Origin of the sequence: Pseudomonas botevensis, from assembly GCF_019145475.1 — a bacterium.
GTDB classification, from domain to species: Bacteria; Pseudomonadota; Gammaproteobacteria; order Pseudomonadales; family Pseudomonadaceae; genus Aquipseudomonas; species Aquipseudomonas botevensis.
The window spans coordinates 20,984-43,113 of sequence record NZ_JAHTKI010000016.1; the positions used below are offsets into that span (position 1 = coordinate 20,984).

General features: G+C 62.3%; 15 protein-coding genes. 6 read left to right on the top strand and 9 right to left on the bottom strand.

Annotated elements, in window-relative coordinates:
- Nucleotides 1-27: 27 nt before the first annotated feature.
- The 3 genes from KVQ74_RS19415 to KVQ74_RS19425 are packed head-to-tail and all read left to right on the top strand — an operon-like array spanning nucleotide 28 to nucleotide 2,850.
- Entirely contained in the window at nucleotides 28-936 is a 909-nt protein-coding gene (locus tag KVQ74_RS19415) for an ABC transporter permease (protein WP_217832781.1), read from the top strand.
- The gene (locus tag KVQ74_RS19420) at nucleotides 933-1,781 is read left to right on the top strand and encodes an ABC transporter permease (protein ID WP_217832782.1); all 849 of its coding nucleotides are present in this window, start codon (nucleotides 933-935) and stop codon (nucleotides 1,779-1,781) included. The genes KVQ74_RS19415 and KVQ74_RS19420 overlap by 4 nt, the downstream gene beginning before the upstream one ends.
- Nucleotides 1,782-1,794: 13 nt before the next feature.
- Complete coding sequence (locus KVQ74_RS19425) at nucleotides 1,795-2,850, top strand: ABC transporter ATP-binding protein (RefSeq protein ID WP_217832783.1); 1,056 nt, start codon at nucleotides 1,795-1,797, stop codon at nucleotides 2,848-2,850.
- A gap of 186 nt (nucleotides 2,851-3,036) precedes the next feature.
- On the opposite strand, the gene KVQ74_RS19430 is transcribed toward KVQ74_RS19425, so the two are convergent.
- Complete coding sequence (locus tag KVQ74_RS19430; protein ID WP_217832784.1) at nucleotides 3,037-3,966, bottom strand: AraC family transcriptional regulator; 930 nt, start codon at nucleotides 3,964-3,966, stop codon at nucleotides 3,037-3,039.
- Between the two features lie 336 nt (nucleotides 3,967-4,302).
- On the opposite strand from KVQ74_RS19430, the gene KVQ74_RS19435 reads away from it, so the two are divergent.
- Together KVQ74_RS19435 and KVQ74_RS19440 are read left to right on the top strand one after the other, a co-directional pair.
- Nucleotides 4,303-4,656: an antibiotic biosynthesis monooxygenase family protein gene (locus KVQ74_RS19435; RefSeq protein WP_217832785.1), complete on the top strand. Its 354-nt coding sequence runs from the start codon at nucleotides 4,303-4,305 to the stop codon at nucleotides 4,654-4,656.
- A 43-nt stretch (nucleotides 4,657-4,699) separates the two neighbouring features.
- Nucleotides 4,700-4,942, top strand: a complete 243-nt coding sequence (locus KVQ74_RS19440; RefSeq protein ID WP_217832786.1) for a hypothetical protein — start codon at nucleotides 4,700-4,702, stop codon at nucleotides 4,940-4,942.
- Here the strand turns inward: KVQ74_RS19440 and KVQ74_RS19445 are convergent, their stop codons facing one another.
- Both KVQ74_RS19445 and KVQ74_RS19450 read right to left on the bottom strand, forming a co-directional pair.
- Entirely contained in the window at nucleotides 4,943-5,572 is a 630-nt protein-coding gene (locus tag KVQ74_RS19445) for a flavin reductase family protein (RefSeq protein ID WP_217832787.1), read from the bottom strand.
- A gap of 135 nt (nucleotides 5,573-5,707) precedes the next feature.
- Nucleotides 5,708-6,109 (bottom strand): hypothetical protein, encoded by a 402-nt coding sequence (locus KVQ74_RS19450; protein ID WP_217832788.1) that lies wholly within the window; start codon nucleotides 6,107-6,109, stop codon nucleotides 5,708-5,710.
- Nucleotides 6,110-6,450: 341 nt separating this feature from the next.
- Here KVQ74_RS19450 and KVQ74_RS19455 point away from each other — a divergent pair, with 341 nt between their 5' ends.
- Nucleotides 6,451-7,209 (top strand): COG4705 family protein, encoded by a 759-nt coding sequence (locus tag KVQ74_RS19455; RefSeq protein WP_217832789.1) that lies wholly within the window; start codon nucleotides 6,451-6,453, stop codon nucleotides 7,207-7,209.
- A 112-nt stretch (nucleotides 7,210-7,321) separates the two neighbouring features.
- On the opposite strand, the gene KVQ74_RS19460 is transcribed toward KVQ74_RS19455, so the two are convergent.
- The 6 genes from KVQ74_RS19460 to KVQ74_RS19485 form a co-directional block, all read right to left on the bottom strand.
- Entirely contained in the window at nucleotides 7,322-8,641 is a 1,320-nt protein-coding gene (locus KVQ74_RS19460) for an MFS transporter (RefSeq protein WP_217832790.1), read from the bottom strand.
- Between the two features lie 192 nt (nucleotides 8,642-8,833).
- Nucleotides 8,834-10,162, bottom strand: a complete 1,329-nt coding sequence (locus KVQ74_RS19465) for a sigma-54-dependent transcriptional regulator (protein ID WP_217832791.1) — start codon at nucleotides 10,160-10,162, stop codon at nucleotides 8,834-8,836.
- A complete protein-coding gene (locus KVQ74_RS19470; protein WP_217832792.1) occupies nucleotides 10,162-11,922 on the bottom strand; it encodes an ATP-binding protein in 1,761 nt (586 codons plus the stop codon). The genes KVQ74_RS19465 and KVQ74_RS19470 overlap by 1 nt, the downstream gene beginning before the upstream one ends.
- A gap of 85 nt (nucleotides 11,923-12,007) precedes the next feature.
- The gene (locus tag KVQ74_RS19475) at nucleotides 12,008-14,839 is read right to left on the bottom strand and encodes an RHS repeat-associated core domain-containing protein (protein ID WP_217832793.1); all 2,832 of its coding nucleotides are present in this window, start codon (nucleotides 14,837-14,839) and stop codon (nucleotides 12,008-12,010) included.
- The gene (locus tag KVQ74_RS19480) at nucleotides 14,829-17,582 is read right to left on the bottom strand and encodes an RHS repeat domain-containing protein (RefSeq protein WP_217832794.1); all 2,754 of its coding nucleotides are present in this window, start codon (nucleotides 17,580-17,582) and stop codon (nucleotides 14,829-14,831) included. Before KVQ74_RS19480 ends, KVQ74_RS19475 begins: the two co-directional genes overlap by 11 nt.
- Nucleotides 17,579-21,967: a SpvB/TcaC N-terminal domain-containing protein gene (locus KVQ74_RS19485; RefSeq protein ID WP_217832795.1), complete on the bottom strand. Its 4,389-nt coding sequence runs from the start codon at nucleotides 21,965-21,967 to the stop codon at nucleotides 17,579-17,581. The genes KVQ74_RS19480 and KVQ74_RS19485 overlap by 4 nt, the downstream gene beginning before the upstream one ends.
- Nucleotides 21,968-22,130: the final 163 nt, after the last annotated feature.

The window sequence follows — 22,130 nt, forward strand, 5'->3', positions numbered from 1 at the left end:
CGTTTTCCATTGACGAGATCATTTGCTATGGAACATCAATCCCTGACTCAACCCGTCGGTGCGGGTGACGTGCGCGTGGCGCGCAGTGTTTCGCCGACCGCGCGGGCGTGGTTTTTTCTCACGCCTTCGATGCTGTTTCTCGGTGTGCTGATTGCCGCCAGTCTGCTGGTGCTGCGCATGAGCATCGGCACCAAGGGCGCGGAGTGGACGGGCTTCAGCCTCGCCAGCTACGCGCAACTGCTCGAACCCTATTACCTCAAGTCGTTGCTGCTGACCTTGCGTCTGGCGCTGATCAGCGCGGTGATCGCGGTGCTGTTGGCAATCCCGGTGGCCTACACCATGTCGCGCCTGACCTCGCCGTTGGTGCGGCGGATCTTTCTGGCGGCGGTGCTGCTGCCGCTGCTGGTCAACCTGCTGCTGCAAAGCTACGGCTGGCTGGTGATCCTCGGCCCCGGCGGCATGCTCAACCAGACCTTGATGGGGCTGGGGCTGATCAAGCGGCCGATCATGCTGCTGTACAACCAGAACGGCGTGCTGATGGGGCTGGTGCAGACGGCTTTCCCCTTGGCGGTATTGCCGATTGCCAGTGCCATGCGCGGTGTCTCGCGCTCGTATGAAGAAGCCGCCGCGACCCTCGGTGCCAGCCGTTTGCAGGTGTTCCGCCAAGTGGTCTTGCCGATGAGTCTGCCGGGCATCATCACCGGCGCGACCCTGGTGTTCGCTTACAACGCCAGTAGCTTCGTGGTGCCTTTGTTGCTGGGTGGCCGTCGGGTGCCGATGCTGGCGGTGATGGTGCATGACCAGATCGCCCCGTTGATGAACTGGCCCGCCGCATCCGCTGCCGGCGTGGTGCTGATCGTCACCACCCTGGCGATCATGACCCTGTCCGAATACATCACCGGCCGTCGCCGGCGTCTGCTGGAGGCTTCGCAATGAGTGTCCTGACCAAGAAACGCATGACGCTGCTGCCCGGCGACACCGGCAAGTTCGCCGGCATCCTGTCCGGGTTCATTCTGCTGCTGGCGGTGTTGCCGATCCTGACCATGATCGTCATGTCGTTCAGCGGCGCCTCGACCCTGGACTTCCCGCCGAGCAGCTACAGCCTGCAATGGTACAAAGCGGCATGGCACACCTTCGTTTCGCCGGATGCCAGCGATGTGCTGAGCCTGGGCCAGGCCATGGGCACCAGTCTGCTGGTGTCGTGCCTGACCATGATCTTCGCCACGCTGATCGCGGTGCCGGCGGCGTACGCGCTGACCCGTTGCGAGTTCCGGGGCAAGGCTGTGGCGCTGCAACTGATGTCGCTGCCGCTGGTGTTTCCGATGGTGGTGCTGGGCCTGGCGTTGTTGCTGGTGTTCGACAGCCTGCCGTTCCACATGACCACCTCGCGACTGGTGATCGCCCACGTGATTCTGGCGTTGCCGTTCGTGGTGAAGAACTGCACGGCGGCCATGCTCTCCATCGGCAGCGAAGTCGAGGAGGCGGCGCAGATGCTGGGGGCTTCGCCGCTGCGGGCGATCATCGATGTGGTGGTGCCGCTGATGAAATCGGGAATCCTGGCGGGCATGCTGCTGGCGTTCATCGTTTCGTTCAATGAATTCACCGTCACCTATTTCCTCTACACCATCGACGTCATGACCGTGCCGATCTGGATGTACAGCCGCACCGTGTCATCGCTCGACCCTACCGTGTTCTCGTTTGCCGTGCTGATCGTGCTGATCGACTTCGTCCTGATCTGGGCGTTGGAGAAGCTGGTGGGCGAGGGCGGCGTTTCCTTTTGATTTGAGGTGCAACATGACTGGTCTGATTCTGGAAAACGTCGAGAAACATTACGGCTCGGCTTGCGCGGTAAAAGACGTCAACCTGCATTTGCCAGAAGGCAAACTGGTGTGCTTCCTGGGGCCTTCGGGCTGTGGCAAGACCACACTGCTGCGGATGATCGCCGGCCTCGAAACCCTCAGCGGCGGCGAGATTCGCCTGGACGGCGAGGACATCGGCCACACGCCGGCGCACCTGCGCAATTTCGGTATGGTGTTCCAGTCGCTGGCACTGTTCCCGCACATGACGGTCGGCGAAAACATCGCCTATCCGCTGAAGCTGCGCGGCGTGGCCAAGGCCGAGCAACAGGCGCGGGTGGTGGAATTGCTTGAGCTGATTCAACTGCAACCGATGATCGACCGCCCGGTGGCCAAGCTCTCCGGCGGCCAGCGTCAGCGCGTGGCGATTGCCCGGGCGATTGCCTCGCACCCGAAAATCCTCCTGCTCGATGAACCGCTGTCGGCGCTGGACGCCAAACTGCGGGAGTCGATGCAAGTGGAAATCCGCCAGCTGCAACAGCGCCTGAACATCACCACGATCATGGTCACCCACGACCAGCGCGAAGCCATGACCATGGCCGACATCGTTGTCGTACTGGGCGAGCATCGGGTGCAGCAGGTGGGAACGCCGATCGAAATCTACCGGCATCCGGCCAACGAGTTCGTTGCCGACTTCATCGGCTCGGGCAACATTTTCCCGGCCACTGCGCTGGGCGATGGCAAGGTCGGTCTGCCGGGCGGCGACGCGCTGCAAGTGCCGATCTGCAGCAGCATTGTGGTCGGGCAGAAAGTGAAGATGTTGATTCGTCCGGAAGACCTGCAACTGTCCGCCCCCCAGGCCACGGCGGGCAACCGCCTGCTGGGCAAGGTGACGTTCGTGCGGGACATCGGCGCGACCATCGAGACCACGGTGGAGTGTTCCGGGGTGACCTTTACCGCGTTGAGTACGCCGTGTCAGGGGATCGGCTTGGGGGTGGGGCATCCGGTATCGGTGACGTTGCCGAGTGAGGCGTGTCGGGTGTTGGGCGCTTAATAGTGAGTTGCTCCCGAATCCCCCTCACCCCAGCCCTCTCCCCAAGGGGGAGGGAGCCGACCGAGGTGTTTATTCGAGGTACATCGACCTGAAAAATCAAGGTGAACTCAAGGTTGAAAACAACAGAGATCGGCTCTCTTTTCCCCGCGCCACCTTGGGGAGAGGGCCGGGGTGGGGGGGTAGCTTTTAGACCGTCAACCGCAACCGCGCCAGATCCCGCAACGGCGGTGCCCCGAACAACCGGCTGTATTCCCGGCTGAACTGTGAAGGGCTTTCGTACCCGACCCGATACCCCGCCGCCGACGCTTCCAGCCCTTCGGCGAGCATCAGGCGCCGCGCCTCTTGCAGGCGCAGTTGCTTCTGATATTGCAGCGGGCTCATCGCCGTCATCGCTTTGAAACGGTGATGCAGGGTCGACACGCTGAGGTTCACTTCCTTGGCCAGATCATCGATGCGCAGCGGCTGCTCGAAGTTGCCGTTGAGCCATTTGATCGCCTGGCTGATGCGATGGCTCTGGCTGTTGGCGATGGCGATTTCGTACAGGCGATGACCCTGCGGGCTGCGCAACAGGCGATAAAGAATTTCCCGACGGATCAACGGCGCGAGCATGGCGATGTCTTTCGGTGCGTCGAGCAACCGGGCCAGGCGCAGCACCGCGTCGAGCATGGCGCTGTCGATCCTTTCGACATACAGACCGCGCCCGGTCGGCCGGGTGGGCACGCCCATGGGGCCGGCATCGGCGATCAGCGCGGTGATTTCCGCCGGGTCGATGTCCAGACGCACGGCGAGAATCGGTTCCTCCGGCGAGACGTTCACCACCCGCCCGCTCAGCGGCATGGAAACCGAGACCACCAGGTAATTCAGCGGGTCGTAATTGAAGTATTCGTCGACCAGCCGCACCTCTTTGCGTCCCTGGGCCATGATGCACAACGCCGGCTGCGCAAGCACCGGGGCGAAGTCATGGGATTTGGTGTGACGCGACATGACCAGCGAACCGACGGCGGTGGCATAACTGCCATCCTCCGAGGTGTTGCGGCGGATGATCGCCGCCAGTTCCGCGCGCTGTTTTTCCATGTCGGCATCGGGAGGAGCTTGAAAATGATCGAATGACGTCATGCGCGGCATCCTCGGCAAGGGCGGTGGAATGGGGCAGAGCATAAGTTTGTGCAAGCCGGAGCGGTAGACACATCCTGCGAAATGCTTGCCTGATTCTGCACGGACTGAAAGTTGTTGCCAGCCATGTCAGGGGGCAGGCCGGTAAACTTGCTTGAAACTCGTATGACGAAACCGTGAACCTTTTTACAGGTTGTTACAGGTGCAGAATGAAGTCTCGCAGGATTGTGCAACGCCTCGGCAGGAATCGACTAACGGCGCGGGTGACCCGGCCCTTAACCTTGGATCCTGTCGCAGCCCGTCCCCCGGCTGCCTCGCGACTCCCTGGGAGGGTTGAACATGTCCAAGCAAATCCCCGTCAGTCATATGGCCTTCGTTCGAGCGCGCGCCGGGCGCTCGGCGGAACTCGGCGTGCGCCTCAGCACGCTGATCGAACCATCCCGCGCCGCCGCCGGTTGCCTGAGTTTCTCCCTGCAGCATTCGCAGGGTGATCCCGAGTTGTGGCTGGTGTCCGGGTTCTGGAGCAACCAGCAAGCGATGACCGCGTACTTCGGCAGCCCGCAGATGGAAATCTTTGCCGAGCTGGTGCAGGACCTGGTGGTCAACAGTCTTGATTTCCACACCTTCAAAGACGTCTCGGCGGCGCAGGCCCTGGGCCAGTGTCGCGCGCCGATACACAAACTCGCCGGTTGAGGGTTTAATGACCGGCTTATTTGACTGAGCCAGGACCTGCGACATGGCACGTAAAGAGTTCGAACACTTCGAAGCGGTTTCCGCTGTAGTTCCCGTCGAGTTGGGCAGCAACAAGGGCTATCACGCGGCAATCGCGGTCAAGGCGCTGGTCGATGGCGGCGCGCCGCGCTTTCACAAACTGCTGGATGATCAGGTGTTTCCCGGCGCCATCGCTGCCGACGAAGCCGCCATCCAGGAGCTGGATCGCCTGCAGGGCGTCACTGATGACGCCGAGCTGATCTGGTAATTACTTGACCGCACCCGGTCGCCACATCTTGAACAATGCCTCTGGCCCCAGCTGGAAATAATCCGCCGGGCCGCCGCCGCGCAGAATCGGTTCTGCGGCGGCGGTGTCGTAGATGCCGTCCTTCAACAGCCATTTGGCGATGTGTACGGCGACCACTTCACCGAGCACCAGCCAGCTCGGCACCGTCTCGCCGTCCGCTCGCTGCAACTGAATGATCTGGGTGACCTTGCATTCGAAGGACACCGGGCTCTCGGCCACGCGCGGCACGCCAATCACTTTCGACGCCACTGGCGTCAACCCCGCCAATTCAAATTCGTTGACCTCGGGACCGACCATCGCGCAGCTCTGGTTCATCTGCTCGGCCAGCGGCCGGGTGGCGAGGTTCCAGACGAATTCGCCGGTCTGCTCGATGTTGTTCAGGCTGTCTTTGCGCCCGACGCTGGAGAAACCGATGATCGGTGGAATGTAGTTGAAGGCGTTGAAGAAACTGTATGGCGCCAGGTTCAGCCGGCCGTCGGCATCCTGCGAGGAAATCCAGCCGATGGGACGCGGGCCGACGATGGCGTTGAACGGATCGTGGGGCAGCCCGTGGCCGTTGGCGGGTTCGTAGAAATGGATGTCATCGGACATGGCGGGTGATCCTGGAGGCGTTCGGAGGTGGGCAATAGTGCAAGCGCCTTGCGGCAATTTCCAGTCGATCATTAACGCGGGCTTCAGAAAACACTAAGCCCGGCCGAAGCCGGGCTGTGATGAGCATGGAGAGGGTTAGCTGATGGCGGCGGCGGTGCCGGTTTTGTCGAAGCCGTCTGCAGCGATGGCGTTGGCAGTGCCGGTTTTGTCGAAGCCGTCAGCGGCAATGGCGTTGGCAGTGCCGGTTTTGTCGAAGCCGTCGGCAGCGATGGCGTTGGCAGTGCCGGTTTTGTCGAAGCCGTCGGCAGCGATGGCGTTGGCGGTGCCGGTTTTGTCGAAGCCGTCAGCGGCAATGGCGTTGGCAGTGCCGGTTTTGTCGAAGCCATCAGCGGCGTAGGTGCCCGAGTGGCTGCTTTCGATGGCGGCGCTGGCTTCGGAGGTGAAGGACGCGGAGCCGGTCTTGTCGTAGCCGTCGGCGGCGAAAGTGTTGGCGGCCAGTACGGACAGGGTCAGGGCGAGGATCAGTTTGGTTTTCATCTTCTTTACTCCAGGTTCGTTGGCAGGTGTGTCTGCATGGGTTTCATGCTACGCCAAACAAATTGATAAAAAAGCGCAAAATAACGGTAAAAACTATCGATTAAGTAGATATTAAGGGCGACGCATTGAATTCGCTTTCGTTGAGAGGCGAACGTCGCGCAGGTAATCGATCAGGTGAATGCAGAATGCGGGGCGAGCATTAATGGGGGATTAATCGCCGTTTTTGCGTTGGGTGACAGATTTTTCATACTTTGCCGACCGCTTTTTCACCGCTGCAACGCCAGTCTGCCCACGGCCAGAAAACCAAGAACCGGCCGTCATACACTGGAGCTTTACCTGCAATGAACAAACTGCCTCAAATCACCCTGGCGTTCTGGGTCATGAAAATCTGCGCGACGACCCTGGGGGAAACCGCGGGGGATTTGCTGTCGATGACCCTCAACGTCGGCTACGCCATCAGCTCGCTGATTCTGATCAGCGTGTTCGTCCTGACCCTGGTCACGCAGTTGATGGCCAAGACCTACAAGCCGATGCTGTACTGGATCGTGATCCTGTCCACCAGCACCGCCGGCACCACCATGTCCGACTTCATGGATCGCACCCTGGAACTGGGCTACGCCACCGGCTCGATGATCCTGATCGCGATTCTGCTGGCGATCTTTGCTGCCTGGCGTCTGAGTGGTGATTCGCTCAACGTCAGCAAAGTGCAGAGCTTTCGCGGCGAGATGTTCTATTGGATGGCGATCCTGTTTTCCAACACTCTGGGCACCGCGCTTGGCGACTATCTGGCCGACGACTCGGGTCTGGGTTTCGCCGGTGGCGCGCTGCTGATCGGTTCGGCCATCGGCGTGGTCGTGTTGCTCAAATACCTGACGAAGATGTCCTCGGTGTTGCTGTTCTGGGTGGCCTTCGTGCTGACCCGACCGTTCGGCGCAACCCTGGGCGACTTCCTGACCAAATCCCATGAGAAGGGCGGCCTGGACTTCGGCACCATCGGTTCGTCGGCGGTGCTGGCGGGGATTCTGGTGGTGATGATCGGCGGGGCGGCCTATGCGCAGAAGCGTTATGGCAGCAATCGCAACGCTGCTGAATTGACCTGAAACCGCGCGAGCAAGCCTGCTTCCACATGAGCGCTGTAAGGCCCTTGTAGGAGCGGGCTTGCCCGCGAAGAGGTCCGTACAGTCACCGTTGCGGTGACTGCGCAAACCTCTCTCAGTCAGTCACGATCCGCGAATGTTTGCGGGTGTCTTTCATGGTGATGTAGACCAGCAACGACACCGCGATGCACGCGGTCACGTACCAGTAGTAGCCGGTTTCCATGCCGATGCTCTTGAACCACAGCGCGATGTATTCAGCGGTGCCGCCGAAGATCGACACGGTCAGTGCGTACGGCAGGCCGACGCCCAGGGCGCGGATTTCGGTCGGGAACAGTTCGGCTTTCACCACAGCGTTGATCGAGGTGTAGCCGCTGACGATGATCAGCGCCGCCATGATCAGGAAGAACGCGCCCCACCAGGTCTGGATGGTGTGCAGGGTCATCAGGATCGGCACGGTGAAAATCGTGCCCAGCACGCCGAAGGCGATCAGGATCGGACGCCGGCCGATCTTGTCCGACAGACCGCCGATGATCGGCTGCAGGCACATGAACAGGAACAGCGTGGCGGCAGAAATGGTGGTGGAGTCGGAGATGCTCATGCCGACCGTGTTCACCAGGTATTTCTGCATGTAGGTGGTGTAGGTGTAGAACGCCAGCGTACCGCCCATGGTCAGGCCGACCACGGTGAGCAGCTCTTTCGGATGGCGCAGCAAGGTGCGCATCGCGCTTTCCTTGGATTTCTCTTTCTTGGTGAACGACTCGGTTTCTTCCATGCCGCGACGCAGGTACAACGCGACGATCGCACACAGCGCGCCGATGGCGAACGGGATGCGCCAGCCCCATGCGTACAGCTCGTCAGAGGTGAGGAATTGTTGCAGCACGATCAGCACGCCCAGCGCGATGAGCTGGCCGGAGATCAGGGTCACGTACTGGAAGCTGGAGAAGAAGCCGCGACGTTCCTTGGTCGCCATCTCCGACAGGTAGGTCGCCGAGGTGCCGTATTCGCCACCGACCGACAGGCCTTGCAGCAGACGGGCGAACACCAGCAGGATCGGCGCGCCGACACCGATGGTTTCATAGCCAGGGCTCAGGGCGATGATCAGCGAGCCGAAGCACATCAGGTACACCGAAGCCATCAGCGCTTTCTTGCGCCCGACCTTGTCGGCGTACAGCCCCATCAGCCAGCCACCGATCGGACGCATCAGGAAGCCCACGGCGAAGATCGCTGCGGTGTTCAGCAGTTGGGCGGTGGTGTCGCCTTTGGGGAAAAAGACTTTGGCGAAGTACAGCGAGAAGGCGGCGTAGACGTACCAGTCATACCACTCGACCATGTTGCCGACGGAACCGCTGAAGATCGATTTGATCCGGCTCGCGGTGGTTTTTTCTTTTGCCGGCACGGCAGCCGACCCAAGAGGCAGGGCGTTGGAGTTATCCATTGAAGGATCCTTCGTTTAATTGTTTTTGTGGAGCGCGTGGGAACGCAGCCTGCGAGGGCTATAGCAGGAGGTGTGCCAACGGGGAGAGGGCCGGTTTAGAGGGGGTATGGGAATCGGGTGAGCGGAATATTGCCGAGGTATTGGACTGGGTGAGCGGATTTCCGCTTATCGGGTGCAGCGTCAGAAGCCCCCTCACTCAGCCAAAAACATCTCCCGGCTCAACCCATGCCGCTGCATCTTTTCATTGAACGTGCGCCTGGGCAGTTGCAGCTCTTCAAGCACCGCCTTCACATCGCCCTTGTGCCGGGTCAGCGCCGCCCGCAGACACTGCGCCTCGAACGCCTCCTGCTGGGCCGCCAGCGACTGCCCCGGATCGATCCCCGGTGCCGGTTCGTCCAGCCCCAGCACCTGGCGCTCGGCGACGTTCGCCAGTTCGCGCACGTTGCCCGGCCAGTCGTGCCCGAGCAGGTGACTCAACTGCGCCCCGCTCAGTGGCGGAAAGGTCCGGCCCAGGCGTTCGGCGGCGCTGTGGGCGAAGGCTTCGAACAGCAGCGGAATGTCTTCGCGCCGCTCACGCAGCGGTGGCAGGCGCAGTTCGGCGACGTTCAGGCGATAGGCGAGGTCTTCGCGAAAACGCCCGGCCCGGGCTTCATCGAGCAAGTCCGGTTTGGTCGCCGCGACGATCCGCAGGTCCACGCGAATGCTCTGGTTCGATCCCAGCCGTTCGAGTTTCTGCTCCTGCAACACCCGCAGCAATTTCACCTGCTGGGCCAGCGGCATGCTTTCGATTTCGTCGAGGAACAACGTGCCGCCGTCGGCGTATTCCAGCTTGCCGATGCGTTTGCCCGACGCGCCGGTGAACGCGCCGCTTTCGTGGCCGAACAGTTCGGCTTCGAACAATTGCTCGGGGATGGCCGCGCAGTTCAGCGCCACGAACGGTTTGTCCGCACGCGGGCCGAAGTCATGCAGGCAGCGGGCGACCAGTTCCTTGCCGCTGCCGGTTTCGCCACGGATCAGCACGTTGACGGGCAGCGTCGCCAGGTCCAGCACCTGCCGGCGCAAGGTCTGCAAGCCACGGGAGACCCCCAGCAGCGTCGCATCGAGTCGGGCGCGGTTGTCGGCCTGTTCGTGCAGGGCGCGGTTTTCCAGGACCAGACGGCGCTTGTCCAGCGCCCGGCGCAGGCTGCCGAGCAGGGTTTCCGGGCTGAAGGGTTTTTCCAGGAAGTCATAGGCGCCGTCGCGCATCGCCTCGACCGCCATTGGCACATCGCCGTGGCCGGTCAGCAGAATCACCGGCAGATCGGCATCCCGTCGCTGCACTTCGGCGAGCAATTCCAGGCCGCTGAGACCGGGCATGCGCACGTCGCTGAGAATCACCCCGGGGAAATGCCTGGGCAGCGCCGCCAGGCATTCTTCGGCGCGGCTGAACAGTTGCACATCGAACCCGGACAGGCTCAGCCATTGTTCGACGGCGCTGCGGATGCTGCTTTCGTCGTCGACCACCATCACCGAATTGAGCATCAGATGTGCGCCTCCAGATCGATCGGCAAGGTCAGGCTGAACACCGCGCCGACGCTGCCATTGTCGGCGCTCAGGCGGCCGCCGGACTCATGGACGATAGCAAACGAAACCGCCAGTCCCAGGCCCAGCCCGTCACCCACCGGTTTGGTGGTGAAAAACGGATCGAACACCTGGCCCAGGTGTTCTTCGGCGATGCCGGGGCCGTTGTCGATGACACTCAGGCGCCACAGTTGTTCATCGGCTTCCAGACGGATTTCCAGACGCTTGCAAGTGGTGTCGTGCATCGCATCAAGCGCGTTGCGCAGCAGGTTGATCAGCACTTGCTCCAGACGGATCGCATCGCCACGAACCCAGGCCGGACGGGTCAGGTGCAGCACCAGGCTGACCTGTTCGTCGCGTATCCGCGTATCGAGCAATTGCAGGGCCTGATCGACCACGGTTGCCAGATCCAGACGTTCGCGCAATCCGCTGGGACTTTTGCGGGCGAAGGTTTTCAGGTGGCCGGTGAGGGCCGCCATGCGGGTGAGCATGTCATCCACCGGTTTGAGCGCCTTGTAGGCATCGTCCACCCGGCCATGGTCGAGCAACAGGCGCAGGGTCGCCAGTTGCATGCGCTGGGCGGTCAGCGGCTGGTTGATTTCGTGGGCCAGCGCCGCCGACATCTGCCCCAGCGCCGCCAGTTTGGCCGATTGCACCAGACCGTCCTGGGCGGTACGCAAATCGCGGGTGCGTTCCTCGACCAGACGTTCCAGCTCCGCGCGACTGCGCTGGCGCATCTTCGCCAGACGCCAGCGCTGGTTGAGAAACAGCAACAGAAACACCAGCGCCAGCCACACGCCGGCGGCGGCGAGTCCAGCGTTGCGCAGGTCCTCGAAAGCCACTCTGGCCGGGCGCAGCAGATGCAGGGTCCAGCCTTCGGCGGCCAGTGGCAGGGACTCCCACAGATAATCCGCCGTACCCGTCGGGCCTTCGACCCGGGCCAGATCGCTGTTCTCGTCGAAGCGTCGCAGCGACAGGTGGGTCAGCGGCACCAGCGCCTGTTTGTCGTACTGACGGGTGGTCTTGATTTCGGCGTGATCGCCCGGGCTCAGCGGTCGCAACAGGCGATAGCGCCAGCCGGGCTGGTTGGCGATGAAGATGATTCCGCGTGCGTCGCTGACCAGCAGGGTGTCGCTGCCCTGGCTCCATTCGCGCTCCAGTTCCGGGAATTCCAGCTTGACCACCATCGCCCCGAGAAACTCGTCGTTGTCGCCAAGCACCGCGCTGGACAGGAAGTAACCGGGAATCCCGCTGGTCACCCCGACGGCGTAGAAGCGTCCGCTGCCCTGGGTACGGGTCTGGCTGAAATACGGGCGAAAGCCGTAGTTGTGGCCGACATAACTGCTGGGCAGGCGCCAGTTGCTGGCGGCCACCGCGAGGCCGGTGTGGTCGAGCAGTTCAAGGGTCGAGGACTGCGCCGCGCCGTTGATCTTTTCCAGTTTCAGGTTGAGCGCCGCTTGCTGCTCGGCATCGACCGGGCCGCGCAGGGCCGCACGCAATTGCGGGTCCAGCGCCAGTACGGCGGGGAGGGCACGGTAACGGTCGATCAGGGTATGCAGCGAGTTGGCGTACAGCGCCAGTTGCTGACTGGCCCGGGCGGCGTCTTCTTCCTGAGCCTGACGCTCGGCATGGCGCACGGCCAGGGTCGCGGCGATGGCGGCGCCGGCAATGATCAGCAGGGTATACAACGACAGACGCAAGGTACGGGAAGTCGGCGGCATGCTGGGCGAACGGGTGGCAGGACGGGACCGCACGATAGCATGCCGCCGTGGGGCGGCAGTGCCCTGACGGGATAAAAGCCCTCGTTCAGACCGGCGTGCCCTGATTGGCCCGGTGATTGCGAACTCGTTGCCCGAGTCCGTGAAGCAGGTGGGTGATCGCCGAGGTCTGCTGATCCAGATCGTCGATGTCGATGCCGCTGATGCTGTTCAGGGACAGCGCATCGGCGAACGCGTGAACCCTGGCCTGGTTGGTTTCGATCTCGTTGATCAGGCCGGTGATCTGCTGCTCGAACATCTGCATTTTCTCGCCGGATTTGTCGGACAGCGCGCCAAGGGTCTCGTCGATGATTTCCGGCAGTCCGATCAAGGCCGCGATACTGCTGCTGATGGCGCCCATCGCTTCGGAGGGCATGGCCGGCAGGGTCGACTTGAGCAGGTAACCCGCCGACTGGGTGGCGGCCTCCTTGGACAGTTTGAGCTGCGCCTTGCGCGAGTCGGGCTTCATGTTGCGATATTTGGCGACCAGGTATTCCAGTGGCTCCATCTGTTTGTACTCGGCCTTCTGGATGATCTTGTTCGCCGTCAGCCTGGAGGTTTTCAAGTTGACCGTGGCGCTCAGACCCGAGCGTTCGGCGAGGTAATCCACCAGCCCCGAAACCGCAACCTTGGCGCCGATGCCCAGACCGACGCCCACCACGTTGCCAATGCCGGGCGCAGCGGCACCCAGTGCCTGGGCACCGACTCCGACGGCAACGCCGACGCCATAACTGATGCCTTTGCCGATCACCAGCGTCGCGGTCCTGCGCGCGGCTGCCAGGGCGACGCCGCTGCCTGAACCCATCCTGTCGAGTTGCCCCTGGGCATCGACCACCCGCCGTTTGGTCAGCCCGAGAATTTCGATGTGCCGGGTCATTTCCCGGCTCAGGTTTTCCTTGGCATGACGTGTCCCGGCGAGCTGACGGTGTCTGGCATAGCTTTCGTTCTGAGACTGAATGATCCGATGGAGGCCGGCATTGAAGTCTGCCGTCGTGGGCAGTCTGCCCTCGCCGTTGGCATCGATGTTGCCGATCGGATTGCCGCCGACGAACGCATACAGGTTCAGTCCGTCGGCATCCCCCGCCGGGTCGGCGCTGATCCAGCGGCCCAGCCACGGCGCGTAATAGCGTGCGCCGTAGAAGTACAAGCCGCTGTCGTCCATTTCCCTGTTCGAATAGCGCAGCGTGCGGTAACTGACCTCGACCGCCGAGCGCGCCGTCAGACAGGCGGTGGCACCAAACGGTCGATAGCCTTCATCGCTGATGAGGTTTGCCTGCCCGTCCAGTTCTTTCACCGCCGAATCGAGATGATCGCTCAGGGTGTAGCGCCACTGATCGGCGCCGACATTCGCCGGATCTTTTTCCCAGTGCAGGCAGCGCGCGCCGCCGGCCGCCATGCCGATGGAAATGACGTGCAGTTCTTCGCCGGTGTCCCGGGTGCGGATTTCCAGCCCCGGCAGATAGCGCACGTCGTGGAAATGGCTGGCTTTGGGGGTGTGGCTTTCGTGGCGTTTGCCGACCCGTTCGCCCTGGCTGTAGCGGCAGGTTTCCTGATCGTCCGGGCCGTTGCCGCGATCGATCAGGGTCACGCTCTGCAACCGGCCCCGGTTATCCCAGCGCAGCGGTTGCCCCGGTTGCAGGGCCAGCAGGTTGCCGGCGCGGTCGAACAGACTGTCGAAGTCCGGCGGCGGATCACCCCGTTGCCAGCGCACACCCCGGTTGCTGGCGGGATCGATGAACATCTCGTGGGTATGGCTGGCGCCGTCGCGCACATGGGTGGTCTTGATCAGGTTGTTGCCGCTGTCGTAGTCGTAGGTCTCGACGTAATTGCGCCGGTCGTTGGGGTCGGTCGGTTGCGGTCGGCCGGGATTGTCCGAGGGCGCGGCGTCGGCATGGCCGGTGGCGCGGATCAGTCGATACAGCGAGTCGTAGCTGAATGCGCGGTGGCCGTCGATCCGCTGGTTGGCGAAAAACCGGGGGGTGAAGGCGTGATCGAAAATCGCGGTGACGTTGCCCACCGGATCGTATTCATAACCGAGGTCCTGCACCACGGCGCCGCTGTCCTTGTGCGCGGTTTGTTGCAGCAGGCGTCCGTCGGCCGGGTCGTAACACCAGCGGCAGGTGAGGTTGTTGCCCGTCAACTGCTCGACGAGTTGCCCGGCAGCGTTGTATTGCGCTTGCTGCTGAATCGCCTGCCAGGTGGTCTGGCCGTTGAGCTGCAGCCGCACCTGATTGAGCTGCCCGGCGACATCGTAAGTCGACTGCTGCCGGTGGCCGGCGGCGTCGATCTGTTCCAGAGGCGTGCCGAGAGCGCTGAAGGTGCGGTGGCTGACGAGGGCCATGGCGTCGCCGAAAGTGCGGCTTTCGCGCAATGGCTGATCCGGCAGAACAAGGGCGAAACCGTCGAAGGACACTTGGCCCGACGGGTCGCTGAGCGCAATCAACCGGCCCCGAAGATTTCGCCCGGCATCGGCCGACGCATCGGCGTAGGTCGAGGTTTCGATGTCTGCCACACCGTTTTCCTCGATGGCCACCGCGCGTATCTGCTCGTCGTAGGTGGCGCGCCAATGATTACCCCGGGCATCCCAGCGTTGCAGTTCCTGCCCGGCAAGGCCCGGCAGGACCAGAAGCGGGCCGGCGTCGACGTTGTCGATCCTGAGCGGCTGGCCGTCCAGGGCATACAGGTTAGTGATATTGGGCGTGGACAGGCGCGGGTCCTGTTGCACCACCAACCGTCCGGCCGGGTCATGCTGCTGACGGCTGACCAGTGGTTGCGCCGCATCGCCAGCGACCGTGCGCAGATAGGCGATGTGTCTGACCGCCAGGCCACGGCTGTCATTGGCAATGACGGCGGGCGTGCGCAGATGGATGCTACCGGGCACTTCGCGTGAACCAGTGGGTGGGCGAAGGAGCGGGTGGATGCGCCAGGAACTGATTGTCTGTGCTGCCCATTTTCCGATACCAGGCCATGCCCCGTTGTGCGCGGTCGATGTAGTCCAGTGTCTTGCGGTTTTTGCGTTCCAGGGCCGAGCGGTGAACGGGCGCAATGAGCCCGGCAGGCGTCATGTGGTTCACGTTCGGCAACAGATCTTGCGGATAAATCACATCGCTGCCGAGTGCGTTGAAGGCTTTTTCGGTCTGTGCCCAGCGTTCCTCCACGGCGGTTTTCCAATCGGCGAGCAGGGTGTCGATCTTGTTGATTTTTACCGGGTCGAGACGGTTTTTGATGTCTTCGGCTTCTTGAACCCGGCTCCCCATATTCAACAGGTTGCCGATAATTCCCAGCACCGAACCAACGCCCCATCCCACCAGAATATCGGGATTGAGCAGGGCACCAGGAGCCTCGCGCCAATCCATGGTCCCTTCATCCATCAAGCCCAGGGCACTGTCGATGGCCGCCACCGAGATTTTCGAAGTCTGAGGGATCAAGGGGCGTGTCAGGGCGCCTGACAGGGTGGCGTCGACCACCGCAGCGGCCGGGTTTGCCAGCGCATTCCCGGCGGTCAGACCATCGATGTAGGGGGCACCGCTCAGGACCACGCTCCCGTCCACGCCAGACCGCGTTGCCAGAATCGAACCCAGTCCACTGGTGGCGAATGCGTTGATCGACTCGCCCAGCAGGTTTTTCGCCAGCCCGCTCTTGATGTTTTTCTGGTGGATGACGTTGTCGATCTGTCCGAGTGTTTCCTCGGCCACGCCCGACAGGACATTGATGAAATTCGAGTAGTTGTAGATGACGTGTTCTGCTTTTGCCGTGCCTTCAAGGTCGACGTATCGCATCGGATTGTTGCCGACATACGCATACCGATTCAGCCCGTCGACGTTCCCTGCCGGGTCGGCGCTGATCCAGCGTTGCAGCCAGTCGGCGTAATACCTTGAACCGTAATCATAGAGCCGGCTGACATCCATTTCCTTACCCGAGAAACGCACGGTCTTGTAGCTGACTTCCACTTGCGAGCGCGCGGTCAGCACGGCCGTGCCGCCAAACGGGAAATAACGTTCCTGGCTGATCAATTGTGCCTGGCCATCCAGTTCGGTCAGGGCGCAACCCAAGTGATCGGACAGGCTAAAGCGCAGTTGGTCCGCTTCGATGTCCGCCGGTTTGCCAGCCACCCAATGCAGGCAACAGACCTCGCCGACTGCGGTTCTGAGCGTGAGAGTGTGCAGTTCTTCATCATTGTCGCGGGTGCGGATTTGCAGGTTGGGCAAGTAGCGCACTTCATGGACGTGGCTGGCTTTGCGGGTGTGGGTTTCGTGGCGCTTGTAGACCCGCGCGCCGCGACTGTAGCGATAGCTTTCCCGATCATCGTTGCTGCCACCGCGATCGACCAGCGTGACCGCTTGCAACCGGCCACGACTGTCCCAGTGCATCGGCAGGCCGGCTTGCAGGGCCAACAGGTTGCCGGCACGGTCATACAGACGGTCGAAGTCCGGTGGCGGATCGCCGGGCGTCCAGCGTGCTCCCCGGTTGCTGGCGAGGTCGATGAACATCTCGCGGGTATGGTTGGCACCATCACGCACGTGCGTGGTTCTGGTCAGGTTGTTGCCGTGGTCGTATTCGTAGGTTTCGAGATAGTTGCGCCGGTTGCCCGGATCGCTCGGTTGTGGACGGCCGGGCGTGTCGGAGGGCGGGGCGTCGGCGTATCCGCTGGCGCTTCTGATCCGGCTCAGCGAGTCGTAGGTAAATGCCCGGTGTCCATCGATCCGCTGCCCGGCGACAAACATCGGGATGAAGACGTGATCGAGAACTCGCGTGACATTTCCCGTGCGGTCGTACTCATATTCGAAGTCTTGCAGCGCGGGGGCTGCCTCCTTCTGCGCCGTCTGCCGCAGCAATCGCCCATCCGCCGGATCGTACAACCAGCGACTGCTGACACCGTTGCCGGTCTGCTGCTCGATAATTTGCCCGGCAGCGTTGTACTGCGCATCCACCAGCACCGCTTTCCACTCGGCTGTGCCGGCAAGTTGCAACTGGACCCGTTGCAGATGTCCGGCGACGTCGTAGCTCGATTGCTGGCGGTGGCCACCAGCGTCGGTGTGTTCGAGCCCGGCGCCCAGCGCATTGAAGGTCTGGCGGTGAGTAAAGGTCTTGCCGTCATGAAAGGTGCGACTTTCGTGGATCGGCTGATCGAGCAGGCCGTAACCGGTGATCGCGCTGTTGCCGGACGGTTCGCTGAAGGCGATCAGTTGCCCGCGCAGGTTGTGTTGGTGATCGGCATCGCCCGGCGCATAGATGAAGGTTTCAGCGTCCGCCTCGGCGTTTTCTGCGACGGCCACGGCGCGCAGCCGGGCGTCGTAACGGGTCTGCCAATGATTGCCGAGGGCATCCCAGCGCTGCACCTCCTGCCCGGCCAGTCCCGGTAGGCGCAGGCTCTCGCCGGCGTCAACGTTGCAGACCTTGAGTGCCTGGCCGCCCAGCGTATGAACGCGGGTCTCGTTGGGAATGGACAGACGCGGATCCTGTTGCTCGATCAAACGCGCGGCCACGTCGAAGCGCTGGCGGGACATCAGCGTTTGCAGCGGGCCATCGGCCTCAGTGCGCAGATATTCCACCTGCCGCACCGGCAAGCCGCGTGGATCGATGACGGCCACCGAGGGTGTACGCGCATGCACGCTGGCGTTCATCGTCCGGACCTCTTCAGCGGCTTTGTTGGCGGCGACTCGTCGGTGTCGTTGTAGTCATATTTAGCCGTGAACCAGGGATGGATCAGCTCGAACGCCAGATGCCCCTTGGCATTGATCACCTGGATCTGGCGCCCGGTGGCGTCATAAAACAGTTCGTCGAAGTAGCCAGACTCGCGCATCGAGCTGTCGTTGACGCGCTGTTCGCTGTTGATGAAATACGGCTGGAAAACCCTGATCGGCTCGCCTTTATGGTTGAGTTCCGCCCGTCCGCTGACGCGCCAGCGCGGATCCGCCAATGCCTGCCGGGGAACGCCGTTCTCCAGTTCGAGACTGCCGTCGGGGGATCTGACATAGGCAAGGCCTTTCTCGACCAATTGCTTGGTCTGCAAGGTCCGGCCGGAGCCATCCACGTGCGTGATCGAGATCTGGATCTGGCGTTGCGGATCATTGAAGTAACGGTCGGCCCTCAGCGCGGCGCTGTGTACCGGTACGCGCGGCAAATTGCTGAGCAGATCGAGCAAGGCTTGTTCGCCGACATCCGGATTCTTCAGGTGTTTCAAGCGGCGCAGGACCGACGCGCGGACGCGTCCGTCGGGCTGGACCAGCCCCTTGGCGATCCATTGCAGGTGCTCGGCCAGTGCAGTGTTCAAGGGGATTTTCGGCATCCAGCTGAGCAGGTCGTAGGCCAGCGCAATGGCGGCAGCCGCCAGGTACTCCGGGGGATTGCCGAGGGCCGATTCGGGGCTCGGATCGGCGGGTATCGGGTATTCGCTCAGCGGGCGAAACCCGGCCCGCTTGCCGTCTTCGGTGCCGTAGAAACTGGTTGCCTGTGTCCGGCCATCGGGCAGGAACAATGCTTCCTGAATATTGAGGTTCGCATCGCTGACGGACTTCGGCTGGAGATGGTGATAGTCCCAGGTGATATGCGTCTGGCAACCGTCCGGCTGCTTGATGACGGTGGTGCGCAGGTGATCGGTATCGCTGCTGATTTCAGTTTCGCCATGGCTGGCGGTCGGTTGCACCTTGGTGACCTGATAGAAGTCCGCCGCAGCGGCGTAGGTGAAGAATTCGCTTTCAACCGCCCACAGTTCGCGCCGCTTGTCCGCTTCCGGATCGACGGGGAGCGAGAAGGGCATGGGCACGTAGCCAATCCTGTCCAGCTCCAGGCGAATATCGAAATCTGGAACCGCGTCGTAGGCGGCCAGTGCCTGCTTGTCGAAAACAGCGTCATCCCTCGCGATCGCCAGCGGCGGGAAGCTGAGTTCACCTTCGGGCGATTGCTGATAGTGCTGCACCGACAGCGACGTTAATTCGCGCAACGCGTTCCAGGCGTTGCTGTCCTGATGCCGGAGGAAGTGTTCAGCGCTGATCTGCTCCGCACTCAGGCCCACGGGCAGTACGCCTGGCGGCAGGGTCAGCGCGTTGCTGCGCCGGCACCACGGCAGGTTCAGCAGCCAGTGCGGCGGCTCGATCAACTGATGGAATTCGGCGCGCCATTCGCTCAGGTAAAACACGTTCTGGCTCTGATCGAAGCTGTCCCGCCAGGCGCGTTTCTGGCTGTCCTCTTCAAACGGTGGATCGTCGTTTTCATTGCGGCGGCGCGCGCAGTCGACGGTGAGGCTGTGAACAGTTTGACCGTAAGGGTTTCGTTCGAGGATGACGACGTGCTGGCAGCGCGGGTCATTCATGATGCGTTCGTACTGAAAGCGGCGGGTTTCCAGTTCCTGCACGATCAGTCTGGACGGTGCTTCATCGAGCACCTCAACCTGGTAACGCACCTCGTCGAGGGTAAACAGCCGTGCGGGCACGGGATCGTCGGCCTGGGAAGTCTCGCTGCGCAGCAAGCGGCCGCTCAGGGCGTAGGGCATGTCCGGATGGTCTTCCGCGCCTGGTGCCACTTTCGTGGCGCCCAGTGGCCGGTATTCTTGGTCCGACTCACAGGTGTCCTTCAATGGCTGATCGATGGTCCTGCCGACATGGAACCACTGCTTGACCCGCATCGGCGCCGTGTGACCGCTTTCGGCCAGGCCCGGCGTCAGTTCGCTGTCGGTCTGGTAGACCCGGCCGAAACCACGCAGTTCGCGTTCCCGAGGATCGAAGCAGCCTTCGAAATACTGAAACCGTTGCATCAGGTAGTTGCCGGTGACTTCATCGTCCTGACGCAGGTATTTGAGCACTTGCTGGGGAAACGGCAGGTGACAGACCGGCCGCTCACCGGCCTCCAGCAACTGCCGCTTTTCATCCAGCCAGTATTGCGCGCTGCTGGCATGGCCGAGGGTGGCGTCGTAACCCATGTTGTTGTTCGCGCCGCTGAGCAGGTAGGGGCGCTCGCTGACGAAGTGATACACCCAGTGTCGCGGCGTCATGTGCGGTACGGTCAGCAACAGGCTGGCGCAGCCCAGACCTTGCAGGTCGGCGAAGGTTACCTGGCATAGCGGGTCGTAGCGCACGCCGCTGGGCCAGGGCACCCGTAGCGGTTGCTGATCGAGTTCGTTGCCACCGTGGTTGAAGTAGATTTCGAAACCATCGGCACGCAGATAGATCAGGGCTGGCGCGCCGGAGCCGTCGAGGTCGGCGACGCGTACCTGATCGGCATTGAATGTTGCGTAATCAAAAGGCAGGGGAGAGACGGGGTGGCCTTCGGCGAAGGTGCCGTGGCCCAGATTGGCCCAGCATTTGATTTCGTCATGGCGAATGCGGCACAGCGCGACGTGATCGCTGGCATTCAGGTGGCCGAGCATTGTCAGTTCACTGGGCACGTTGCGGTCTGGCAGTGGCAATCGATCATCGGGTTCATGGGGTACATCGATGCCGGCAGCGAAGCCGTCCTCCCGTTGATTGGCGTACACCCGCACGCTTTTCGGGCCGATCACCGCAAAGTCCTGCAGGCCACCACCGGACAGGTCTGCCCATTGGGTGAAGGCCTGAGCGACTTCGGCGGGAAAACGTTCGAACGGCTGGAAATCCGACCAGCTGCGATCCGGTTTGAGCGTGTAGTAACCGGCCATGCCGGGCAAAACGAAAACCCAGTTCAGGCAGCCGTCACCGCTGATGTCGGTGAGGATCTGGATCGCCGGTTTGCTGCTGTCGGCGTTGGGAATCAGCGGCAGCAGCGTCCAGGGGCCGTAGACGACTTCCTCGGTGCCGGCCTCGCCGCGCAAGGGTTCGCGGTAATACCAGGTGCCGTCGTACTGGCACAGGATGCCGGGCAGGCCTTCGCCGTAAAGATCGATGCAGTGATAAGTCTCGCCGTCGTTGAGGCCAGGCATGTGGTCGAGTGCAAGGAACGGTCGCGGTGTGGTGTCGGGCAAGAACGGGGCGTAGGAGAACTCCATCGGCGGGGTTTTCTCGACCTGGCCTTTGGCGTCGTAACCCATGACGTGCGCAGCTGTGAGCTGGCTGTAATGCAGCGGCGTGTTTTCGTATTCCAGCAGCAGACGATGGGTCAGCACCGGCGCCGGCCCGATCCTGTTGAACATCAGAAATTGCCGGCACAGGCGTCGTGTGCCCACTTCGAAGCCGTAACGGTGCATGCGCGAAGGGTCCTGGCGCAGCGGCCAGGCGTCTTCGTCGGCTGCAAAGGTCGGCGCGATGTCCGGGTCGACGCTGCGCGCGCCATAGTCCGCGACCACGGTCAGCAACCACTCCACTGTCTGCGCCGGGTCCTCGTGTGTGAGGCAATACAGTTCGTCGCTGGCGGTCTTGTTGCAGTAGACGATCTGGCTCAGGTAACGCTGGGCGCGGTAGTCGAAACGCGGGTCGGGTTCGACGTCGTCAGCCTGGTATTTGAAGACGAGGTGTTCGCCCAGCGCATTCATGATTTCCACCAGCAGCCAGACGGCGATGCGCTGCGGCTGATCGGGGTCGTGGATGCAGGAGGCACTGTTGTTGCCGTAGCAATACTGGCTGCCGTCGGGGTGGTAGACGATCCAGAAACCGGGTCGGCCGTTGTCGGGCGTCCAGAATTCGTAACGGTTGAAGCCGCTTTCCAGACGCGGAATATAGAGCGTTACGCTGTAGTGGACAGTGCCGTGGCTGTGCGGGCGGGTGAGGACTTGGCCGTCGGCATTCAGCGCGGGCCGCAGTTCGCTGCCATCGGCCAGCATCACATCGGTGTTCAGGTAGCGCGGCACGCCTTTGCTGGTCTTGCGTGAGATGGACGGATGATCCAGGTTCCAGCCGAGGCCGCAGGGGCCGTTGCCGGCATTGCTGTCGTAGGCCAGGCGCAGTTGCGGGTTCAGCGAACGGCCTTGCAGTGTCGGGATGTCCAGGGTGTAAGGCTTTTGTCCCGTCGCGCCGATTTCTCCCCAGGCTCGGCCCTGAGTGGCGATGGACGCCGTTTTGTTGATCGACGGCGGGGTCAGTAACTCTTCCGATGTCGCCATGGCAACGAACCCTGTGCGCCCGGCGGGAAGGGGAATGCGCCGGCAGGGTTTCAAGCTATCAGAGCGTTTACGGGGTGACACCTGTCAGATCTGACAGGTGTTTATGACCAGCCCCCAAGGGGCGGACAAAAAAAGGCCGGGCGGTCATTGCTGACCGCCCGGC

Bases quoted from the DNA above. Each gene is read 5' to 3' on its own strand.
- KVQ74_RS19425 (WP_217832783.1), top strand. From the start codon at position 1,795: ATGACTGGTCTGATTCTGGAAAACGTCGAGAAACATTACGGCTCGGCT.
- KVQ74_RS19470 (WP_217832792.1), bottom strand. From the start codon at position 11,922: ATGCCGCCGACTTCCCGTACCTTGCGTCTGTCGTTGTATACCCTGCTG.
- KVQ74_RS19480 (WP_217832794.1), bottom strand. From the start codon at position 17,582: ATGAACGCCAGCGTGCATGCGCGTACACCCTCGGTGGCCGTCATCGAT.
- KVQ74_RS19445 (WP_217832787.1), bottom strand. From the start codon at position 5,572: ATGTCCGATGACATCCATTTCTACGAACCCGCCAACGGCCACGGGCTG.
- KVQ74_RS19465 (WP_217832791.1), bottom strand. From the start codon at position 10,162: ATGCTCAATTCGGTGATGGTGGTCGACGACGAAAGCAGCATCCGCAGC.
- KVQ74_RS19460 (WP_217832790.1), bottom strand. From the start codon at position 8,641: ATGGATAACTCCAACGCCCTGCCTCTTGGGTCGGCTGCCGTGCCGGCA.
- KVQ74_RS19455 (WP_217832789.1), top strand. From the start codon at position 6,451: ATGAACAAACTGCCTCAAATCACCCTGGCGTTCTGGGTCATGAAAATC.
- KVQ74_RS19430 (WP_217832784.1), bottom strand. From the start codon at position 3,966: ATGACGTCATTCGATCATTTTCAAGCTCCTCCCGATGCCGACATGGAA.
- KVQ74_RS19435 (WP_217832785.1), top strand. From the start codon at position 4,303: ATGTCCAAGCAAATCCCCGTCAGTCATATGGCCTTCGTTCGAGCGCGC.
- KVQ74_RS19450 (WP_217832788.1), bottom strand. From the start codon at position 6,109: ATGAAAACCAAACTGATCCTCGCCCTGACCCTGTCCGTACTGGCCGCC.
- KVQ74_RS19485 (WP_217832795.1), bottom strand. From the start codon at position 21,967: ATGGCGACATCGGAAGAGTTACTGACCCCGCCGTCGATCAACAAAACG.
- KVQ74_RS19420 (WP_217832782.1), top strand. From the start codon at position 933: ATGAGTGTCCTGACCAAGAAACGCATGACGCTGCTGCCCGGCGACACC.
- KVQ74_RS19440 (WP_217832786.1), top strand. From the start codon at position 4,700: ATGGCACGTAAAGAGTTCGAACACTTCGAAGCGGTTTCCGCTGTAGTT.
- KVQ74_RS19415 (WP_217832781.1), top strand. From the start codon at position 28: ATGGAACATCAATCCCTGACTCAACCCGTCGGTGCGGGTGACGTGCGC.